General features: G+C 71.4%; 20 protein-coding genes. 6 read left to right on the top strand and 14 right to left on the bottom strand.

Annotation, left to right across the window (positions count from 1 at the left end; translation table 11 throughout):
* Positions 1-94: 94 nt before the first annotated feature.
* Genes ACZ63E_RS35705 through ACZ63E_RS35695 form a run of 3 tightly spaced genes read right to left on the bottom strand, consistent with a single transcriptional unit; the run spans position 95 to position 1,717 of the window.
* Positions 95-946, bottom strand: coding sequence for a TIGR03560 family F420-dependent LLM class oxidoreductase (locus ACZ63E_RS35705; RefSeq protein ID WP_465340653.1), 852 nt, complete (start codon positions 944-946; stop codon positions 95-97).
* A gap of 2 nt (positions 947-948) precedes the next feature.
* The gene (locus ACZ63E_RS35700; RefSeq protein ID WP_465340652.1) at positions 949-1,314 is read right to left on the bottom strand and encodes a VOC family protein; all 366 of its coding nucleotides are present in this window, start codon (positions 1,312-1,314) and stop codon (positions 949-951) included.
* Positions 1,304-1,717: a nuclear transport factor 2 family protein gene (locus tag ACZ63E_RS35695; RefSeq protein ID WP_465340651.1), complete on the bottom strand. Its 414-nt coding sequence runs from the start codon at positions 1,715-1,717 to the stop codon at positions 1,304-1,306. The genes ACZ63E_RS35700 and ACZ63E_RS35695 overlap by 11 nt, the downstream gene beginning before the upstream one ends.
* A 96-nt stretch (positions 1,718-1,813) precedes the next feature.
* On the opposite strand from ACZ63E_RS35695, the gene ACZ63E_RS35690 reads away from it, so the two are divergent.
* On the top strand, positions 1,814-2,257 hold the full coding sequence (locus tag ACZ63E_RS35690) for a MarR family winged helix-turn-helix transcriptional regulator (RefSeq protein WP_465340650.1): 444 nt from the start codon (positions 1,814-1,816) through the stop codon (positions 2,255-2,257).
* A 99-nt stretch (positions 2,258-2,356) separates the two neighbouring features.
* The gene (locus tag ACZ63E_RS35685; protein WP_465340649.1) at positions 2,357-3,337 is read left to right on the top strand and encodes a malate dehydrogenase; all 981 of its coding nucleotides are present in this window, start codon (positions 2,357-2,359) and stop codon (positions 3,335-3,337) included.
* Between the two features lie 63 nt (positions 3,338-3,400).
* On the opposite strand, the gene ACZ63E_RS35680 is transcribed toward ACZ63E_RS35685, so the two are convergent.
* The gene (locus tag ACZ63E_RS35680; protein WP_465340648.1) at positions 3,401-4,261 is read right to left on the bottom strand and encodes a Vgb family protein; all 861 of its coding nucleotides are present in this window, start codon (positions 4,259-4,261) and stop codon (positions 3,401-3,403) included.
* 96 nt (positions 4,262-4,357) lie between these two features.
* Between ACZ63E_RS35680 and ACZ63E_RS35675 the strand changes: the two genes are divergently transcribed.
* Positions 4,358-4,954 carry a ClpP family protease gene (locus tag ACZ63E_RS35675; protein WP_465304836.1) on the top strand — a complete coding sequence of 199 codons (597 nt, stop codon included), beginning with the start codon at positions 4,358-4,360 and terminating at the stop codon, positions 4,952-4,954.
* Between the two features lie 42 nt (positions 4,955-4,996).
* On the opposite strand, the gene ACZ63E_RS35670 is transcribed toward ACZ63E_RS35675, so the two are convergent.
* The 5 genes from ACZ63E_RS35670 to ACZ63E_RS35650 all read right to left on the bottom strand — a co-directional run bounded on the left by ACZ63E_RS35670 (position 4,997) and on the right by ACZ63E_RS35650 (position 10,324).
* Positions 4,997-5,332, bottom strand: coding sequence for a DUF6294 family protein (locus tag ACZ63E_RS35670; RefSeq protein WP_465340647.1), 336 nt, complete (start codon positions 5,330-5,332; stop codon positions 4,997-4,999).
* 179 nt (positions 5,333-5,511) lie between these two features.
* Positions 5,512-7,566, bottom strand: a complete 2,055-nt coding sequence (locus tag ACZ63E_RS35665) for a M3 family metallopeptidase (protein ID WP_465340646.1) — start codon at positions 7,564-7,566, stop codon at positions 5,512-5,514.
* A gap of 98 nt (positions 7,567-7,664) precedes the next feature.
* On the bottom strand, positions 7,665-8,384 hold the full coding sequence (locus tag ACZ63E_RS35660; protein ID WP_465340645.1) for a histidine phosphatase family protein: 720 nt from the start codon (positions 8,382-8,384) through the stop codon (positions 7,665-7,667).
* Positions 8,385-8,442: 58 nt separating this feature from the next.
* Entirely contained in the window at positions 8,443-9,285 is an 843-nt protein-coding gene (locus ACZ63E_RS35655) for an undecaprenyl-diphosphate phosphatase (protein WP_465340644.1), read from the bottom strand.
* 1 nt (position 9,286) lies between these two features.
* Positions 9,287-10,324, bottom strand: coding sequence for an LLM class F420-dependent oxidoreductase (locus ACZ63E_RS35650; protein WP_465340643.1), 1,038 nt, complete (start codon positions 10,322-10,324; stop codon positions 9,287-9,289).
* Between the two features lie 87 nt (positions 10,325-10,411).
* Between ACZ63E_RS35650 and ACZ63E_RS35645 the strand changes: the two genes are divergently transcribed.
* The 3 genes from ACZ63E_RS35645 (at position 10,412) to ACZ63E_RS35635 (ending at position 12,709) form a co-directional block, all read left to right on the top strand.
* Complete coding sequence (locus tag ACZ63E_RS35645; protein ID WP_465340642.1) at positions 10,412-11,383, top strand: aldo/keto reductase; 972 nt, start codon at positions 10,412-10,414, stop codon at positions 11,381-11,383.
* Between the two features lie 91 nt (positions 11,384-11,474).
* Positions 11,475-12,488, top strand: coding sequence for a YncE family protein (locus ACZ63E_RS35640; RefSeq protein ID WP_465340641.1), 1,014 nt, complete (start codon positions 11,475-11,477; stop codon positions 12,486-12,488).
* The gene (locus ACZ63E_RS35635; RefSeq protein WP_465340640.1) at positions 12,485-12,709 is read left to right on the top strand and encodes a DUF5703 family protein; all 225 of its coding nucleotides are present in this window, start codon (positions 12,485-12,487) and stop codon (positions 12,707-12,709) included. The genes ACZ63E_RS35640 and ACZ63E_RS35635 overlap by 4 nt, the downstream gene beginning before the upstream one ends.
* Before the next feature lie 4 nt (positions 12,710-12,713).
* Here ACZ63E_RS35635 and ACZ63E_RS35630 read toward each other — a convergent pair whose 3' ends face one another.
* The 5 genes from ACZ63E_RS35630 to ACZ63E_RS35610 are packed head-to-tail and all read right to left on the bottom strand — an operon-like array spanning position 12,714 to position 16,827.
* Positions 12,714-13,460: an SRPBCC family protein gene (locus ACZ63E_RS35630; protein WP_465340639.1), complete on the bottom strand. Its 747-nt coding sequence runs from the start codon at positions 13,458-13,460 to the stop codon at positions 12,714-12,716.
* Between the two features lies 1 nt (position 13,461).
* The gene (locus ACZ63E_RS35625) at positions 13,462-14,049 is read right to left on the bottom strand and encodes an ArsR/SmtB family transcription factor (protein WP_465340638.1); all 588 of its coding nucleotides are present in this window, start codon (positions 14,047-14,049) and stop codon (positions 13,462-13,464) included.
* A 32-nt stretch (positions 14,050-14,081) separates the two neighbouring features.
* Positions 14,082-14,597, bottom strand: a complete 516-nt coding sequence (locus ACZ63E_RS35620; protein ID WP_465340637.1) for a GNAT family N-acetyltransferase — start codon at positions 14,595-14,597, stop codon at positions 14,082-14,084.
* A gap of 23 nt (positions 14,598-14,620) precedes the next feature.
* A complete protein-coding gene (locus ACZ63E_RS35615; protein ID WP_465304812.1) occupies positions 14,621-15,505 on the bottom strand; it encodes an alpha/beta fold hydrolase in 885 nt (294 codons plus the stop codon).
* Positions 15,505-16,827: a M20/M25/M40 family metallo-hydrolase gene (locus ACZ63E_RS35610; protein ID WP_465340636.1), complete on the bottom strand. Its 1,323-nt coding sequence runs from the start codon at positions 16,825-16,827 to the stop codon at positions 15,505-15,507. The genes ACZ63E_RS35615 and ACZ63E_RS35610 overlap by 1 nt, the downstream gene beginning before the upstream one ends.
* Positions 16,828-16,867: the final 40 nt, after the last annotated feature.

Raw genomic sequence — 16,867 nt, 5'->3', positions numbered from 1 at the left:
TCCCATTCACCGGGGCACGGATAAATCGTCCGGAAAACGATTTCGTGCCGCCGGACCGCCCGGCCGCCGCGACGATCACCCCCGCGTCGTCCGGTCAGTCCAGTAAGGCCGCGGCCCGCCCCAGCGTCCGGATCCCGGCCACCGGCCACGGACCCGCCGTGATCACGACCGCGTGCTCGATCCCCCAGCCCGCGAACTCCGCGCACCGCCGCGCGAACGACTCCGCCGACTCACCCGGCGACAACCGCGTGCTGATCGTCTTCTCGATCTCCCCGTACGGCCGCCCCACCTCGTCGCAGTGGCGCCGCAGCACCGACAGCTTGTGGCGCACCGTCTTGCCGCCGTCCGGGATGTCGAACACGTTGCACGCGTCCGCGTAGCGGGCCACGAGCCGCAGCGTCTTCCGCTCCCCGGCGCCGCCGATCAGCACCCGCGGCCGCCGCACCGGCAGCGGGATCCCGATCGGACGGTCGAGCCGGTAGTGCGCGCCCTCGAACGGCGAGGTGTCCCCCGCCCACATCCGCACCGCCAGCCGGATGGTCTCCTCCATCCGCTCGAACCGCTCACCCACCGGCGGGAACGGCAGGCCCATCGCCCGCGCCTCCCCGTCGTGGTGCCCGGTGCCGATCCCGAACCGCGCCCGCCCACCGGAGAGGACGTCCAGCGTCGTGACGGCCTTGACCAGCAGCGCCGGCGGCCGGAACGTCACCGCCGACACCATCGTGCCCAGCGCGATCCGGCTGGTCCGCGCGGCGAGGAACCCCAGGGTCGTGTACGCCTCGAGCATCGCCGAGTCCGGGGTGCTGTGCGGGTCGGCCTGCAGCAGGTGGTCGGCGACCCAGAGGGTGTCCAGCCCGGCGTCCTCGGCCGCCTCGGCGACCCCCGCGAGCTCGCCGGTCAGCTTGTCCGGCCACGAGAAGTCCGTGACCCCGATGCTCAGCTTCACCACTACCCCCTCGTGAGCAGTTCCATGTTGTGGCCGTCGGGATCCTCGAAGTAGACCCCGCGGCCGCCGTTCAAGCTGCTGACCTCGCCGGCCCGCTCGTGGAACGGGTCCGCCCAGTACGTGACGCCACCCGCTTCGATGCGCGCCATCGCCGCGTCGAAGTCGTCCTCGCCGACCAGGAACGCGTAGTGCTGGCCGGTGACCGCCTCCACGCGCAAGTAGTCCAGCGTCACGCCGTTCGCGAGCCGGACCGGCACGAACGGCCCGTCGACCGGGCCCGGCTCCAGGCCGAGGATCCCGGCCAGAAACGCCGCCGACTTCTCCCGGTCGGCGACACACACGATGGTGTGATTCAGTTCAACGCTCATCGTGCGGCCCCGGCGCCGGCGCGAACGGCGGCGGACCGCCGATCGGGCTCAGGTGGATCCCGGCCAGCCGCCACGCTCCGTCGGCGCGGACCAGCACGTGCGTCGCGCGGAACCGGCCGTTCACCGGGTTCCCCTGGTGCTTCGCGACCTGCTCGTGCACGCCGATCGCGACCGCCGTGCCGCCGAAGTCGTGAACCTCGACGTCGGTCCAGGACAGCTTCTCCGTGACCAGGTCACCGCCGCCGTAGCGCGCCAGCCACTGGTCGCGGTCCAGGACGAACCCCAGCGGCCCGACCAGGCGGAACCCGTCGGCGACCAGGCCGGCCAGCACGGCGGTGTCGCCGCGCTCCTCGGCCGTGGCCCAGACCTGGCCGAACTCGCGGACCTGCTCTTCGGTGCTCATCGTGCTCCCCTTCCGTTCGATGAGCACAACGTTAGATCTCTAATCGTTAGATGTCAAACGCTTAGATCACTCTGCTTCTGCGGTACGGTTCACCCCGTGCCACCACCCACCACCGCCCCCATCGGCGTAGTCCTCGCCCGCACCGCCAAAACCGCCGGCCGCGCCTTCGACCACGCCCTCGCCGCCGCCGGCGGCTCCCAGCCCATCTGGCAGATCCTCATCTCCCTCAAAACCCGCCCCGTCGCCAACCAACGCGAACTCGCCGACGCCGTCGGCATCCAGGGCGCCACCCTCACCCACCACCTCAACGGCATGGAAACCACCGGCCTCGTCACCCGCCGCCGCGACCCCGCCAACCGCCGCGTCCACCTCGTCGAACTCACCGAAACCGGCGAACACCTCTTCCACCGCCTCGCCACCGCCGCCATCGCCCACGACCAGCGCATGCGAAAAGGCCTCTCCGACGCCGAAACCGCCCAGCTCGCCGACCTCCTCCACCGACTCGCCGCCAACGTCACCGACGACCCGGCCGGACCCTGATCGATCCAGCGAGAGTGACTGGACGCACCCGACCGGCCACCACGAGGAGAGATAGGCTCACACGCACTAGCCAAAGTCGTCTCAAGCTGGAGAACCGTAATGACCCAAGCCCCTGTCAACGTGACCGTCACCGGCGCCGCCGGCCAGATCGGCTACGCGCTGCTCTTCCGCATCGCGTCCGGTCAGCTCCTCGGCCAGGACGTCCCGGTGAAGCTGCGGCTCCTGGAGATCCCGCAGGCGGTCAAGGCGGCCGAGGGCACCGCCATGGAGCTCGACGACGGCGCGTTCCCGCTCCTGGCCGGCACCGACATCTTCGACGACCCCAAGCAGGCCTTCGAAGGCACCAACATCGCCCTCCTCGTCGGCGCCCGCCCCCGCAGCAAGGGCATGGAGCGCGGCGACCTCCTCGAAGCCAACGGCGGCATCTTCAAGCCCCAGGGCGAGGCCATCAACGCCGGCGCCGCCGACGACATCAAGGTCCTCGTCGTCGGCAACCCCGCCAACACCAACGCCCTCATCGCCCGCTCGCACGCCCCCGACGTGCCCGCCGACCGCTTCACCGCGATGACCCGCCTCGACCACAACCGCGCGCTCGCCCAGCTCTCCAAGAAGCTCGGCGTCCCCGTCACCGAGCTCAAGAAGCTCGCCATCTGGGGCAACCACTCCGCCACCCAGTACCCCTCGGTCCAGCACGCCGAAGTCGGCGGCAAGAGCGTCGAGGTCGACCAGGCCTGGCTCGAGAGCGACTTCATCCCCACCGTCGCCAAGCGCGGCGCGGCCATCATCGAAGCCCGCGGCCTCTCCTCCGCCGCCTCGGCCGCCTCCGCCGCCATCGACCACGTCTACACCTGGGTCAACGGCACCCCCGAGGGCGACTGGACCTCCGCCGGCATCGTCTCCGACGGCTCCTACGGCGTCGCCGAAGGCATCATCTCGTCCTTCCCCGTCACCGCCAAGAACGGCAAGTACGAGATCGTCCAGGGCCTCGAGATCGACGACTTCTCCCGCGCCCGCATCGACGCCTCGGTCGCCGAGCTCGTCGAGGAACGCGACACCGTGCAGAAGCTCGGCCTCATCTGAGCCGTGATGGGAAAAAAGGGGCCCGCCGTCCACTCAGGACGGCGGCCCCTTTTCACGTCAATGTCAGTACCGGATCCGCGCGAGCTTCCCGACCTCCAGCGCCGTCCACACCGCACCGTCCGGCCCCACGGCGATCCCGTGCGGCTCCGCCCCCGGCGTCGGCAGCTCCAGCTCCGTGACCTCGCCCTCCACCGTCACCCGCGCGACCCGGTTCGCACCCCACAACGTCACCCACAACGCGCCGTCCCCACCCGCGACGATCGCGTGCGGCCGCGAAGCGCGGTCCGGCAACGGGAACTCGGTCACGGCACCATCGACGTCGATCCGGCCCACCTGACCGGCACCGATCTCCACGAACCACAACGCCCCGTCCGGCCCCGCCGTGATCCCCACCGGCGCCGCCGCCTCCGTCGGCACCGGATACACCGAAACCTCGCCGTCCGTCGTGACCCGCCCGATCGCGTTCGCCTGGTTCAGCGTGCACCACAACGCCCCATCGGAACCCGTCGTGATCATCGACGGAAACGCACCCGACACCGGCAGCGGAAACTCCGTCACCTCTCCGTCCACCGTGATCCGGCCGACCCGGTCGGCGTTGATCTCGGTGAACCACAACGCCCCATCGGGACCCGCCGTGATCCCGTACGGCGTCGGCACCTCGAACGCCGAAACCCCACCACCGGTCGTGATCCGCCCGATCCGGCTCCCCTGGTACTCCGTGAACCACAACGCACCATCCGGACCCGCCGTGATCACCGTCGGCCCCGTCGTCTCCGGCGCCAGCTGGTACACCGACACCTCCCCGGCCGCGAACCGGCCGATCTGTCCGCTGTGGACCAGCGTGAACCACAACGCCCCGTCCGGCCCGGCCACGACCCCGTACGGACCCGTACCCGGCACCGGAAACTCTTCGACCGACGGCATTCACATCCCCTTCCCGGCGATCGCCCGAAGCGAAACTCGCACGCCCACAGCGAACGACGATCACCACCACACCCCCAGCACCCTACGGTCGGCCCCATGACCCTTCTCGCCGTACCCGACATGCAGGCACCCGGCCAGACCCTCAACGACTCGGTCTACGAACAGCTCCTGCGCGACCGCATCATCTTCCTCGGCTCCGAAGTCACCGACGAGACCGCCAACCGGATCATCGCCCAGCTCCTCCTGCTGGCCGCCGACGACCCCGCGAAGGACATCACCTTCTACCTCAACTCACCCGGCGGCTCGGTTACCGCGGGCATGGCCATCTACGACACCATGCAGCTCGTCAAACCCGACGTCTCCACCTGGGGCCTCGGCTTCGTCGCCTCCATGGGCCAGTTCCTGCTCTCCTCCGGCACCCCCGGAAAGCGCTACCTGCTCCCCAACACCCGCATCGTCATGCACCAGCCCTCCGCCGGCATCAGCGGCGCCGCCACCGACATCGCCATCCAGGCCGAGGTGTTCGGCAAGATGAAACGCCGCATCGCCGAGATCACCGCCCGCCAGACCGGCCAGAGCGTCGAACGGATCACCACCGACGCCGACCGCGACCGCTGGTTCGACGCCGACGAAGCCCTCGCCTACGGGTTCGTCGACCACATCGTCACCGGCGAACAGGCCATCACCGCCTAACCCGGGGTGGGCGGCCCCGAAGAGCCGCCCACCCCGGTCCCGTCAGCAGTGGCTCGTCAGCCGCATGCTGTTGATCCGGTCGAAGAACCCGGCGTCGAACCACCACGTCCACGTGTTCTTCACGGTGCCCCGCACGAACTTCGGGTCACCACCGTGCACGATCGGGCCGAGCACAAAACCGGAGCTGTCCACCGCGACCGGCCACATCAGCCACGCGTCGTTGCTGTCGCTGCTGACGATCACCGCCTCGAACGTCGCGCTGCCGTTGCGGTTCAGGGTCCACTTCGCCTGGTCCATCGTGCAGTCGCCCGCCGTGATGCGACCCCACGTGAACCAGCAGGAACCCGCGCCCGTACAGGTCGCTTCAGCCGAATCCATGCCGGCCAAAAGCTAGCTCTCCGGCGGGCCCGGCGAAGGTCGCGGACGTGCGACTGCAGGGGAAGGCGATACTGCCCGAGCGGCCCCGCTTTTCGTTGCTGTTCTTGTATCAACGGTCCTGGAGCCGGTTTTTTCGAAACCAGCCCCAGGGTATAGGGCGTTATACAGTTGAAGAATGCTCAGACTCCGTTGAGTCCTCGGCGCTTGAGGAGGGGTTCGATCTCGGGGTCGCGGCCGCGGAAGGCACGGAAGGCGTCCATCGGGTCGAGGGATCCGCCGCGGCCGAGGAGAGTGCGGCGGAAGTGGTCGCCGTTCTCGCGGGTCAGTCCCCCGCTCTCCCGGAACCACTGGACGGTGTCGGCGTCGAGGACCTCGCTCCAGATGTAGGAGTAGTACCCGGCGCTGTAGCCGCCGCTGAAAATATGCGCGAAGTAGGTGGTGCGGTAGCGCGGCGGGATGGCTTCCACCGCGACGCCGGCCTTCACCAGCGCGTCGGTCTCGAACCGCTGCACGTCCTCGACGCGGTCGTCGACGCCGAGGCGGTGCCAGGCCTGGTCGAGCAGCGACGCCGCCAGGTATTCGGTGGTGGAGAAGCCTTCGCCGTACTGCTGGGCGGCGAGGAGCTTCTCGACCTGCTCGGCGGGCAGCGCCTCGCCGGTCTCGTGGTGCTTGGCGTAGTTGGCCAGCACCTCCGGCCACAGCATCCACATCTCGTTGACCTGGGACGGGTATTCGACGAAGTCGCGGGGCACGTTGGTGCCGGAGAACGTCGGGTAGCGGACGGCCGAGACGAGGGCGTGCAGGGCGTGGCCGAACTCGTGGAACGCGGTCACGACCTCGTCGAAGGTCAGCAGGGTCGGCTCCCCCGCCGGCGGCTTGCCGACGTTGAGGACGTTCACCACGACCGTCTTGCGGCCGAGCAGCTCGGACTGGTCGACGAAGGTGTTCATCCAGGCGCCGCCGCGCTTGGCGTCGCGGGTGTAGAGGTCCAGCAGGTACAGCCCGAGCGGGGTGCCGTCGGTGTCGAAGACCTCGAAGGTCCGGACCTCCGGGTGGTACTTCGGCAGGTCGTGCCGTTCGGTGAAGGTGAGCCCGTACAGCTTGGTGGCGGCGAAGAAGACGCCGTCGAGGTAGACGCGGTCGGCCTCGAAGTAGGGGCGCAGGGCCTCGGTGTCGACGTCGAAGCGTTCACGCCGGACCTGGGCGGCGTAGTAGGGCCAGTCCGAGGGCCGCAGGGACGCGCCCGGCACGTCGGCTTCGAGCAGCTGCTGCAGTTCCGCGGCTTCGGTCCGCGCGTTCGCGACCGCCGCGGGCGCCAGCCGCTCCAGGAGCCCGGCGGCGGCTTCCGCGGTCTTGGCCGTCTCGTCCGCGATGACGTACGCCGCGTGGTTCGGGTAGCCGAGCAGCGCGGCGCGTTCGGCGCGCAGCCGCACGATCTCCGCGACGACGGTGTTGTTGTCGAACTCGTTGCCGCCGTTGCCCCGCGCCATCGACGCGGTGTGGATCCGCGCGCGGACGTCGCGGTCGCGCAGGGTTTCCAGCGGGGACGCCTGGCTCGTCGGCAGGGTCAGGCTGAGCACGTACTTGCCGGCTTCGCCGCGGGCGGCCGCCGCCTCGGCCGCGGTGGCGATCGCGCCGTCACCGAAGCCGGCCAGCTCCGCGCGGTCGGCGATCACGACGGCCAGGGTGTTGGTGTCCTTGAGCAGGTTCTGCTGGAACCGGGTCTGCAACGTCGAAAGCTGCTCGTTGAGCGCGCGCAGGCGGGCCTGCTCGGCCTCGCCGAGCCCGGCGCCCGCACGGCTGAAGTCGGTGTGCTGGCGCTCCAGCAGCCGCAGCGACTCCTCGTCCAGGCCGAGCTCGGCGCGCCGAGCGTGCAGGGTGTCGATGCGGGCGAACAGCCGGGGGTCCAGGTGGATCGCGTCGTGGTGGGCCGCCAGCTTCGGCGCGAACTCCGCCTGGATCGCCTGGATCTCGTCGGTGCTGTTGGAGCCGGACAGGTTGTAGAACACGCTCGCCACCCGGCCGAGCAGCTCGCCGGAGCGTTCCAGCGCCACGATGGTGTTGTCGAACGTCGGCTCGGCGTCCTGCGCCGCGATCGCCTCGATCTCCGCCGCGTGCTCGGCCAGCCCCGCTTCGAACGCGGGCCGGTAGTGCTCGTCCGCGATCCGGTCGAAGGGCGGCAGGGCGTAGGGCAGTTCGCTGGGTGCGGCGAACGGGTTGTCCGGCGAAATCATCGGGGCAGGCTCCTGGTCGGGGAGAAACACTCACTCGGTCCCACCACCCTACGGGTCACCCCGGTGCCGATGTCAGCGCTTTCCGGAGGTGGCCAAGCTCACCGGCCGGTGGTACCGCCGACGACGGCGTCGCTGGTCCCGGCGTCCTTGGTGGCCTTTTTACCCCGTTTCGCCGGCTTCGGTTCCGGCGGCACGATGCCGCTCAGGTCGGCGCTGTGGTCGTTGACGCGGAGCACGAACGGCCGCGTCTCGGTGTAGCGCACGACCGAGATCGACGACGGGTCGACGACGATCCGCTGGAAGGCGTCGAGGTGCTGGCCGAGCGCGTCGGCGAGGATGGACTTGATGACGTCGCCGTGGCTGCACAGCAGCCAGACGGCGTGGTCGCCGTGCTCGGCGGCGATCCGCCGGTCGTGGGCGCGGACGGCGGCCACCGAGCGCGCCTGCATCTGGGCGAGCCCCTCCCCGCCCGGGAACACCGCGGCCGAGGCGTGCGCCTGCACGACCCGCCAGAGCGGCTCCTTCGCGAGGTGCTTGAGCTCCTTGCCGGTCCAGTCGCCGTAGTCCACTTCGGACAGCCCCGGTTCGACGACCTTCTCGAGCCCGCGCGCGGCGGCCAGCGGGCCGACCGTCTGCTTGCACCGCAGCATCGGCGACACGACGAGCCCCGCCAGCGGGACGCCTTCGAGCCGCTCGACCAGCTTCTCGGCCTGGGCGCGGCCGGTGTCGTCGAGGTTGACCTTCGGGGACCGCCCGGCCAGGACCCCGGAGCCGTTGGCCGTCGACTTGCCGTGCCTCAGCAGAATGACCGTACTCACGGCCACCACACTACGGGGGCGCCGATCATCCGCACGGGTGACCGGCGCCCCCGGGTGGTCAGTGGCCGACCGGACCCGCGTTCGGGTCCAGGACGCCGGTGAAGATGAGCACGAACAGCAGCACGCCGAGCACGAGCCGGTACACCACGAACGGCACGAAGCTGCGCTTCTTGATGTAGGACATCAGCCAGGCGATCACGGCGTACCCGACCCCGAAGGCGACGAGCGTGGCGAGGATCGTCGGGCCCCACTGCGCCGGCACGCCGCCCGAGCCGATGTCCTTGAGCTTGTACACCCCCGACCCGAACACCGCCGGCAGCGCCAGCAGGAACGAGTACTCGGCGGCCTCGGCGCGGGTGTAGCCCAGCAGCAGGCCCGCGCTGGTCGTGCCGCCCGAGCGGGAGACACCCGGGATCAGCGCGAGCGCCTGGGCGAAGCCGAACCCGAGGCCGTGCGGCACCGTCAGGTGGTCCAGCGTCCGCTCCTGCTTCCCGATCCGGTCGGCGACCAGCAGGATCAGGCCGAACACGATGAGCACGCTCGCGGTGATCCGCAGGTCGCGGAACGCGCTGTCGATCTGGTCCTGCAGCAGCAGGCCGAGCACCACGATCGGCAGCGAGCCGATGATGATCAGCCAGCCCAGCCGGGCGTCCGGGTCGCGGCGCCAGTCCGGCTTGTACAGCGAGAAGAACCAGGCCTGCAGGATCCGCCCGATCTTCTTGCCGAAGTAGATGATCACCGCGAGCTCGGTGCCGATCTGGGTGACCGCGGTGAACGCCGCGCCCGGGTCGTCCCAGCCGACGAGCGCCGCGACGATCCGCAGGTGCGCGCTCGAGGAGATCGGCAGGAACTCCGTGAGGCCCTGGACCAAGCCCAGGACCAGTGCTTCGAACCAGCCCACGTCAGGCCACCCCCGCCTTCTCGATCGCGTCGGCGGCCGTGCGCAGCGCGGCGGCCGGGTCCGGGGTGAACGGCGACACCGACAGGGTCGTCACGCCGGCCTCGGCGAATTGGGTCATCTTCTCCGCGATCCGTTCCTCGGGACCCAGCAGCGACGTCGCGTCGAGGAACTCCAGCGGCACCGCCGCCATCGCCCCCGCCCGGTCGCCGGCCAGGTACTTTTCCTGCACTTCGGCCGCCTCGGCTGCGAAGCCCATGCGGCAGGCCAGCTGGTTGTAGAAGTTCTTCTCCCGGCTGCCCATGCCGCCGAGGTAGAGCGCCGCGTACCCGCGGACGGCGTCCGCGCAGGCCCGCCAGTCGTCACCGGGGACCAGCGGCACCGTCGGGACGACGTCGAAGCCCTCCAGTGACCGCCCGGCGCGTTCGGCGCCGGCCCGCAGGTGGGCGAGCTGCTCCCCCGCGTGCGCCGGCGAGAAGAACACCGGCAGCCAGCCGTCGGCGAGCTCGCCGGTCAGCTCCAGGTTCTTCGGGCCGATCGCGGCCAGGTAGAGCGGGATGTGCTTGCGGGCCGGGCGGACGGTCAGCCGCAGCGCCTTGCCCGGTCCGTCCGGCAGCGGCAGCGTGAAGTGCGCACCCTCGTGGGCCAGCCGCTCGCGCCGCAGCGCCTTGCGCACGATCTCGGTGTACTCCCGGGTGCGGCCCAGCGGCGAGGTGAAGCGCACGCCGTGCCAGCCCTCCGACACCTGCGGGCCCGACACCCCGAGGCCCAGCCGGAACCGGCCGCCCGACAGCGTGTCGAGGGTCGCCGCCGTCATGGCGGTCATCGCCGGGGTCCGGGCCGGGATCTGCAGCACCGCGGCGCCGACGTCGATCCGCGTCGTCTGCGCCGCGATCCACGTGAGCACCGTCACCGCGTCCGAGCCGTAGGCCTCCGCGGCCCACACGACCGCGTACCCGAGGTCGTCCGCCTGTTTCGCCAGGGCCAGGTTCGCGGGGTCGTTCCCCGCTCCCCAGTAGCCGAGATTGAGTCCGAGTCGCACGGGGCCGAACCCTAACGGGGGCCCTCGACCACGACACGACTCACCTTGGTCAGGAACTGGCAGTGCCGCCCACTAGGCTCGGCGGTCGTGGAAAAGCGACTGCTCGGCCGCTCGGGACTGCGGGTCTCGAGGATGGCGCTCGGCACCCTGTCCTGGGGTGACGACACCGACGCGGAAGAAGCGGCCAGCCAGCTGGTCGCCTTCGTCGACGCCGGCGGCACCCTGGTGGACACCGCCGACATCTACTGCGAAGGCGAGAGCGAGCGGGTGCTCGGCTCGCTCCTGGGCGACCTCGTGCCGCGCGACGACGTCATCGTCGCGACCAAGGCCGTCGCCCGGCGCACCGACGGCCCCTTCGGCGGCGGCGCCTCCCGCGGCGCGCTGCTCACCGCCCTCGACGGCTCGCTCAAGCGGCTCGGCACCGACCACATCGACCTCTGGCAGCTGCACGCCTGGGACGGCTGCGTCCCCCTCGCCGAGACACTCGCCGCCCTCGAGTACGCCGTGACCAGCGGCAAGGTCCGCTACGTCGGCGTCTCCAACTACTCGGGCTGGCAGCTGGCGACCGCCGCCGCGACCACCGCGGCCGTCGCCCCGATCGTCTCCACGCAGATGGAGTACTCCCTGCTGGAACGCGGCGTCGACCGTGAGGTCGTGCCCGCCGCCGAACACCACGGGGTCGGCCTGCTGCCGTGGGCGCCGCTCGGCCGCGGGGTGCTGACCGGCAAGTACCGCACCGGCACCCCGGCCGACTCCCGCGGTGCGTCGGCCGGGATGCTCGCCGGGTACGTCGAGCACCACCGCACCGACCGGGCCGCCCGGATCGTGCAGGCCGTCGCCACCGCGGCCGACGGGCTCGGCACGTCCCCGCTCGCCGTCGCGCTGGCCTGGGTCCGCGACCGGCCGGGCGTGGTCGCCCCGATCGTCGGCGCCCGCGACACCGGTCAGCTCACCGGTTCGCTGACGGCGGAGGACATCACCCTCCCGCCCGCCATCCGCTCCGCGCTCGACGACGTCAGCGCGATCGGCGTCGGTTACCCGGAGCGCTGGCCGCATTAGGTGTCTGTTGGGTGACATGCACGTGACGGCAAGACCATCGTGGAGGATGCTGGTGAAGACCGCCCGTCGAGGGACACCTGGAGGCAGCAACGTGCGTCGGTTCGCCGCCGTGTCGTGGGTCGTGATCCCGCTCGCCGGTGTCCTGGTGCTCTCGGGCTGCTCGTCGGCCAAGCCGGACGGCGACGAGCTCCAGATCGTCGCGAACCCGACGGCCGCGCGCCCGGCGGTCTCCCCCGCGGTCACCGTGAAGCCGGCCGGTCAGGTCCTGCCGGGTGGCGCGGTCTCGGCCGTCGCCGTCGACCCGAAGACTTCGACCCTCGTCGTTGCGCTTTCCCAGCCGCCGTCGCTGCAGCTGTACGACCTCAACGCGCTCGCGTCCGCCCCGGTGAATATGCCGTTATACAGCAAAGCCGAGCGGCTGAGCGTGACGCCGGGGCGGGTCGAGATCGCGGAACCGGCGCGGGGCGTGGTGCAGCAGCTGAGCCTGCCGGACCGGAAGCTGACCGAGACGAAGACGGGCGGGCAGCCGGCGTCGAGCATCGTCTACGGCGCCGACCGGCTGGTCGCGATGGGTCCGGCGAAGGACATCCAGGTGCTGCCGGCGGCGGGTCCGGCGCGGTCGATCGGCGGGCAGCTCTACAGCGCCGACGACGTGGTCGACACCGGCCGCGGGGTCGTGGTGCTGGACCGGCTGCGGACGGCGGTGTTCTCGGTCGACGTCGCCGCCGGGAAGGTCAACGAGGGTCTGCGCGCGGGGGACGGCGCGGCCAACGCCGTGGCCGACTCCTACGGGCGGGTGCTGGTGACCGACGTGCGCGACGGCGCGCTGATCGCGTTCTCGGCGTCGCCGCTGATCATGCGGCAGCGCTACCCGGTGCCGGGCGGCGCGTACGGGATCGCCTACGACGCGAAGCGGAGCCTGGCCTGGGTGACGCTCACCGAGCGCAACGAGGTGGTCGGGTTCGACGTCCGCGGGGGCGAGCCCGTGGAGAAGTACCGGTTTCCCACCGTGCGCCAGCCGGACTCGGTCGGGGTGGACGAAACCAGCGGCCGGGTGGTCATTGGCTCGGCCGCCGGAGAAGGGACCCAGGTGATCCAGCCATGACGACGGTCAGCGAGGCGGTGGTCGAAGGGGATTGGGAGTACCGCCGCCTGCACCTCCCCCCGGGTGTGTCGCGGCGCGCGGCGATGATCCAGCTCTCCATCCACGCGGAGTTCGCGGGCTGGGAGCTGCGGAACGTGCGGTTGTACGCCGACGGCACGCGCCGGGTCTGGTTGCGCCGCAAGAAGACCTCCGAAAGCCTTCCCGGCGGCCTGCCGACCTAGGCCGTCAGCCGAACACGCGGTCCAGCCAGGCGCTCCAGGCCTTCTCCTCGGTCACCGCGTCCGCGCCCGGGGCGAAGACGTGGTGCGAAGCGATCATCGGGCCGTGGAACCCGCGCAGGAAGCGGTACATCGCGTCCGCGGTGCGCACCCCCGCGTTCTGCTCGTTCACCGCGTAGACCACGCCCTCCTGCGGCGCCCGGCCGTCGAGCGAGAGCCGCACGCGGTCGCCTTCGGCGGGCCGCGCGGGAAGACCGAGCGCGGCGCCGAGCCGGGTCCAGGCGTCGTCCCAGTCCCCCACCGGCGGGCCGAACACGGTCAGCGGCACCGCCGTGCGGCCGGCGAAGTGCGTGACGTACTCGACCAGCGTGCGGAAGAACATCGCGCCGCCCCCGGTCATCGCCTCGAACTCGTCCTCCCAGTCGTCGCCGGGCAGGAAGCCGCTGGTGACGCAGCGGATCACCGAGCTCCCGCCGTCGCGGCCCTCGATGAGGAACTCGTAGCCGACCTTCCGCCCGTCCGGCGCGGGGTCGCTGCCGTAGACGAGCTTCTCGAGCGGGTCCCACTCCCGGATCCGGTACTCCGGCTGGTACCCGCCGAACGCGCCGCGGACCACACCGCCGGTGCCGCCCTCGACCTCGTTGCGGCCCATGAACCACGAGTCGATGCCCGGGCCCGTCGCGATGGCGTCCCACAGCTCTTCCGGCGAGGCGTCGACCTCGGCGGCTTCGGTCAGCTCGAACTCGCGCCCCATCTCAGGACTCCTCCGGGACGCTCGGGTGCACGGCGACGACCACCCGGTGCGGGCGGCCCTTCTCGGCCGTCTCGTCGTGGTACTTGCCGACCAGGGTCGTGACGGCGGTGGCGAGCTCCTCGGCGAACGCCGCCCGGTCGGCAGCCGAGGCGAACCGGACCTCACCGTCGAGCGCGAAGGTCGCGACACGCTGCTGGGCCTTCGCCGCTCCGGTGAGGAGCAGGCCGACGTCACGCACCAGCCGCCCGGCGACGGCCAGCAGCCATCGAGCGGAGAGCCGGTCCGGCGACTGGGCCGGATCCGGCTGCACCGCGGCCAGCGCGGCCGGCGAGATGACGTACGACGACGCCGTCGCGCGCATCATCCGCTCGGTGACGTTGCCCTTGCGCCGCTCCTCGACCAGCTCCACCAGGCCGTGCTTCTCCAGCGCGCGCAGGTGGTAGTTGACCTTCTGTCGCGGCAGCTCGACCCGCGCCGCCAGCATGGTCGCCGAGGCCGGCTGCGCCAGTTCGGCGAGCAGCCGGGCCCGGATCGGGTCGAGCGACACCTCGGCCGCCGCCGCGTCTTCGATCACCGCCACGGAAAACATGGGTCCAGCATCGCCTCCGAACAGAGAAGTTGTCAAGAACTCTCGTCTTGTCGGTGAAGTGGCCGCGACCGCCAGACGACGTCTCGCGCGGGATCGCCCGTCGGGCTCGGTTCGACCCGGTCCACGGCGAAACCCTCACGCTCGTAGAACTCTCCCGCGCGCTCGTTGGCGGCGAAGTGCTCGATCCACAGCCGCCCGTCCCCCGCCGGCAGCTGTGCGGTGAGGGCTTCGAGCAGCCGTGGCCCCAGCCCGTCGCCGCGCCGGGCGGGATGGACGTAGAGCTTGTAGACCACCGGACCGGCCGCGCCCCGGCCGCGCTGGCCCACCCCGACGAGGTGCCCGCCGTCGTCGGCGACGACCACCAGACCCTGGGCCACGGCCGCGCCGACGTGCGTCTCGTTCCACCAGACGCGGACCTGCTCGCCGGCGGCGGCCGCGCCGATCAGCGGGGTGTAGTGCGGCCGGACGTGCGTCTCACCGAACCGGCAGATCGCCGCCACATCGGCGGCCGCCGCCACCCGGACGACCGGTCCGGTACGGAAACCCATCGCGCCCCTCCCCTGGACCGAGCTCACTCCTGCCGATGAGCGGCGTTGACCATCGCGACCACCCGCGGCAGCACCTGCGCGGCCGCTTCCAACGGCACGACGTGCCCGACCCCCGGCAGCACGACCGCCGTCCCCGCGTCGAGGCCGCCGACCCACTGCTCGACGTCGGACGCGCGGACGATCCGGTCGCGCTCCCCCACGATCGCCGTCACCGGCAGGCCACTGACCTGCGACAACGCCGCCTCGCGCGCGTACGCGTCCAGTGCCGGGCGGAACAATGACACCGTGTGCGGCCAGTTGCCGCGGATCATCTTGACCGTCAGCTCGACCAGGTCCGGGTCCGGGTCGTCGCCGAAGAGCCACCACCGCAGGCCCGCGCTGACCGCGCGGCTCGTGTGCTCGCGGACCACGCCGAAGAGCTTCGACCCGAGCACCGCCTCGAGGTCGCGGGCCAGCTTGCCCAGCGCGTTCGGCCAGGCCGCCGACACCTCCGTCGCCAGGGTCCCCGACGACGTCGCGAGCAGCACCAGGCCCGACACACGCGCGGCGAACAGCTCCGGGTGCCGCTGGGACAGCGACATGATCGCGAGCCCGCCCATGTCGTGGCCCACCAGCACCACCCGCCCGGCCGGGACCTCGCCGGCCAGCAGCTCGGCGAGGTCGTCCCCGAGCCGCGCCATGGTCGCGGTGCCGCGGCGCGCCCGCCCGGACCCGCCGTGGCCGCGCTGGTCGTAGGTCAGCACGGCCACCGGCCCGTCGGCGGCGTCCGGCACCAGCGGCGCGATCCGGCCCCAGCTGCGCTGGTCCAGCGCATAGCCGTGGACGAACACCACGGTCACCGGCGCGGCCGGGTCGCCCCTGCGGATGACCTGCAGGGGCGTGCCGTCGGCGAGCGCGAACTGCGTCATCAGGACGTGCGCAGGAACCGGTCCAGCACCCGCGTGCCGAACTTCAGCGCCTCGACCGGGACCCGCTCGTCGACGCCGTGGAAGAGCGCCGAGAAGTCGAGGTCCGCGGGCAGCTTCAGCGGCGCGAAGCCGAAGTTGCGGATCCCGAGGTCCTGAAAGGACTTCGCGTCGGTGCCGCCGGAAAGCATGTACGGCAACGTCTTCGCGCCCGGGTCTTCGGCCAGCACGGCGGCGGTCATGGCGTCGACGAGCGCGCCGTCGAACGTCGTCTCGACCGGCGGGAGCTCCATCCACTCCTTCTCGATGTCCGGGCCGAGCAGCTCGTCGAGCTCGCGGTCGAACGCCTCGAGCCGCCCCGGCAGGATCCGGCAGTCCACCGCGGCCTCGGCGACCGACGGGATGACGTTCGACTTGTACCCGGCGGTGAGCATCGTCGGGTTGGCGGTGTCGCGCAGGGTCGCGCCGATCATCCGGGAGATGTTGCCCAGCTTGGCGACCGAGCCCTCGAGGTCGTCCTCGGGGAAGTCCCAGCCGGTGATCTCGGTGACGCCGGCGAGGAACTCCTTCACGGAGTCGGTCAGCACCAGCGGGAACCGGTGGTTGCCGAGCTTCGCGACGGCCTCGGCGAGCTTCGTCACGGCGTTGTCGCGGTGGATCATCGACCCGTGCCCGGCGGTGCCGCGCACGCGCAGCTTCATCCAGCGGATTCCCTTCTCCGCCGTCTCGATCAGGTACGCGCGGACGTCGTCCTTGAGCGTGATCGAGAACCCGCCGACCTCGCTGATCGCCTCGGTGACCCCCTCGAACAGCTCCGGCCGGTTCTCCACCAGCCACTGCGCGCCGTACTTCCCGCCCGCCTCTTCGTCGGCCAGGAACGCGAACACCAGGTCGCGCGGCGGGACGACGTTGTTCATCTTGTAGTGGCGGGCCAGCGCGAGCGCCATCCCGCACATGTCCTTCATGTCGACGGCGCCGCGGCCCCAGACGTAGTCGTCCTGGACCGCGCCGGAGAACGGGTGCACCGACCACTCGGACGGGTCGGCGGGGACGGCGTCGAGGTGGCCGTGGATCAGCAGGCCGCCGCGGGACCGGTCGGCGCCCTCGAGCCGGACGATGACGTTGTGCCGGTTCTTGCCGCCCGACTCGACGTAGGTGATCTCGTAGCCGGCGTCGGTCAGCTTCTCCGCGACGTACTCGGCCGCCGCCCGCTCGCCGACCAGGGTGTCGGGGTCGCCGGTGTTGGTCGTGTCGATGCGGATGAGCTCGCTGGTCAGCGTGACGGCCTCGGCCGCGGCGGCTTCGATCAGGTTCGGTTCGGTCACCGGCCATTCCTATCACCCGCGGGACCGGCGCCGCTGGCTG

It is taken from the genome of Amycolatopsis sp. NPDC104819, assembly GCF_055583145.1.
Note: the sequence above shows the minus strand (reverse complement) of the source record. Positions and strands in the feature narration are given on the sequence as shown.